The following is a 2,833-nucleotide window of genomic DNA, read 5'->3' as shown; positions in this document are numbered from 1 at the left end:
TAAAGATAAAAATATAGGTATTTTTACGGAGGTGGACTTTTATGAGGTATTCTAAACAAGAAATCCTCGAGAGGATCAAAGGACAGCTGATCGTTTCCTGTCAGGCTCTTCCTTCTGAACCCCTTTATGTGGAAGAAAAATCAATTATGTATCTGATGGCCCGGGCTGCCAAGCAGGCAGGCTCTCCCTGTATCCGCACCAGCAGTATCAGGGATGTGCTGGCAATCAAAGAAGAAACGGATCTTCCGGTAATCGGAATCATCAAGATTGTTTATGACGGTTATGATTCCTACATTACACCCACTATGAAAGAAGTAGATGAGCTTTACGCAGCAGATGCAGATATCATTGCACTGGACTGCACCATGAGAAGAAGAGGAGATGGATCTACCATTAATGAATTTATCGCCCAGATCAAAGAAAAATATCCGGACGTTGTGCTTATGGCGGATATTTCTACTTATGAAGAGGGTGTAAACGCATGGAAATGCGGCGTGGATTTTGTGGGAACCACATTAAGCGGATATACGGACTATTCTCCGAAGGTGGACGGACCGGATGTGGAGCTGGTGAAAAAGCTTTCGGAAACAATTGATATTCCTGTGATTGCAGAAGGTAAGGTGCACTATCCGGATGAGGCAGTGCAGATGCTGGAGGCAGGCGCTTATGCCGTTGTAGTAGGAGGGGCGATCACACGGCCGCTGGAGATTGCCACCCGCTTTATCAACAGAGTGAAGGAATATCACAATGCAGACAAATAAAATATTTCTGGGTATTGATATTGGGGGAACAGCGGCAAAGATCGGTCTTGTGAACAGCGATGGAGATATCCTGGAAATGGATTCTTTTTCTGTCAGCTTTGATGGATATCAGACACCTATCATTGAAACTGTAGTAAAAAATACAGACATTTTTCTGAAACGCATTAGTACTTCAGTGGAAAACCTTTCCGGGATTGGAGTTTCTGCTACCGGACAGATCAATGTGCAGGAGGGAACTGTGGCCGGCTCTGCAGGGCATATTGCCAACTGGCTTGGAACTCCTGTAAAAACAATTCTGGAGGAACATTATCATCTTCCGGCCACAGTGGCAAATGATGCCAACTGTGCCGTTATGGGTGAGCAGTGGAAAGGAGCGGCAAAAGACAGCCGCAATGTGATCATGATCACAGTAGGAACCGGAGTAGGAGGCGGGATCATTGTACAGGATCAGCTTCTTTCCGGATCAGTAGGAATTGCCGGAGAACTGGGGCATTTTACCATAAAAAAAGACGGAATTCCATGCAGCTGCGGAAATACAGGCTGCTATGAAAGCTATGCGTCTACAACGGCTCTGGTAAGACGGGTGAAGGAACTTTATGACACCTTATCCGATACAGATATTGACGGCAGATATATTTTTTGTCAGGCAGCAGAAGGAAATCAGAAAATCTTGAAAATTCTGGATGAATGGATTCAGGATATTGCCGTAGGGCTGATTGGACTGATCCACATTTTTAATCCGGAAACTGTGATCATCGGAGGCGGCGTCAGCCAGCAGGAAGAATTGTTTATCTGTCCTCTGAAAGAAAAAATCCTGAAGAAGGTAATGCCCTGTTTCCGGGAAAATCTCCATATTTGCGCTGCGGAGCTTGGAAACAATGCCGGGCTTTTGGGCGCAGTGGCATTTTTGAAGAAGCATGAAAATCTGAAATAAAAACAGAAAAACACCGCTGTTTCTGGAGAATGAGAAATCATCTCGCCGGGAGCTGCGGTGTTTTTTATGGATTAGAGGAAGCTTCTTTCTTTGGGGAATTGCCGTCTTTGACGGACTGTACATTTGAGTATATTGATATAATAAAAGGCGAGATAACCTGTTTTTATGATAACCAGATGTCAGTTACCTGGACAGATGAGGTAATTCAATGGAAAAAAATCGTTCAAAAAAGCAGTGATAATATAATAATTTTGTCATAGAAAATCATCTAAAATTGTAAGATTTATGTGCGAAAATAATATAGTAAAACAATTCTAAAACAGATTGTAGGAGGGAATGTATGAAAAGAATAAAAAAGATCAGTTGTATGATTATGTTTTTGCTGGTGATTTTAGGGACAGCATTAGGTTTTTCAGGCAAAACTGTTCAGGCAGCGGCTGGAGTAAGTGGGAATCTTCGTAACAATAGAGTGTATAAGTATGATTTAGACGGAAATCGAAAAACAGATCGTATTGTACTGAAAACTCGAAGAAGTGGGTATAATATCAGCGGTGTATTTTATGTAAATGGAAAAAAGGTATACTCTTTACCAAAAACAGATTGTGACTATGCAGGATATCGTATTATTACGTTGGCAAATGGAAAAAGATTTATATATGCATGGACGGAAGGACCAAATCCAGGAATTTCTTCTCATAGAATCCTGCAATATCAGAAAGGCAAGATGAAGACAGTATGCATTTTGACTGATCTTATGAAAAACTATCAGGGAGCGTCGTATGTTTCCTGGTATCCAAACCGTGGAATTACTGTATCAGGTAATTCAATTAAAGTCCGATTTGTTTCAATGAACTGGACTACAGGCGGAATGGAATACGTAATACCGTATAAATATAAAAATGGTACTTTAGTACGAAGTGGATACAGCGGTTATTTTTCTCAAAGCAGAACATTTAAGGCTTCTAAGCAATTTTCAACATATAAAAAACCAGGAAGTCGTTCCAGAGCGTTTGTAGTAAAGAAAAGAGAAAACGTGATTATTGATAAGTATTACATAAAAAAAGGAAAATTATATCTGCAGGTCAGACGTTCAAATGGACAGACAGGATGGCTGAATGCTTATACAGACAAACAAAGA

The 2,833-nt window shown here is 41.0% G+C and carries 3 protein-coding genes; all 3 read left to right on the top strand.

Annotated features, from left to right (window positions below; translation table 11 throughout):
- Positions 1-41: 41 nt before the first annotated feature.
- Positions 42-761 carry an N-acetylmannosamine-6-phosphate 2-epimerase gene (locus RDS42_RS13880; RefSeq protein ID WP_308784181.1) on the top strand — a complete coding sequence of 240 codons (720 nt, stop codon included), beginning with the start codon at positions 42-44 and terminating at the stop codon, positions 759-761.
- Positions 748-1,695 (top strand): ROK family protein, encoded by a 948-nt coding sequence (locus tag RDS42_RS13875; protein ID WP_308784180.1) that lies wholly within the window; start codon positions 748-750, stop codon positions 1,693-1,695. Before RDS42_RS13880 ends, RDS42_RS13875 begins: the two co-directional genes overlap by 14 nt.
- 340 nt (positions 1,696-2,035) lie before the next feature.
- A partial coding sequence (locus RDS42_RS13870; protein WP_308784179.1) for a hypothetical protein occupies positions 2,036-2,833 on the top strand: 798 nt, incomplete at its 3' end.

This window comes from uncultured Blautia sp., from assembly GCF_902497045.1.
Lineage (GTDB): Bacteria > Bacillota > Clostridia > Lachnospirales > Lachnospiraceae > Blautia_A.
Note: the sequence above shows the minus strand (reverse complement) of the source record. Positions and strands in the feature narration are given on the sequence as shown.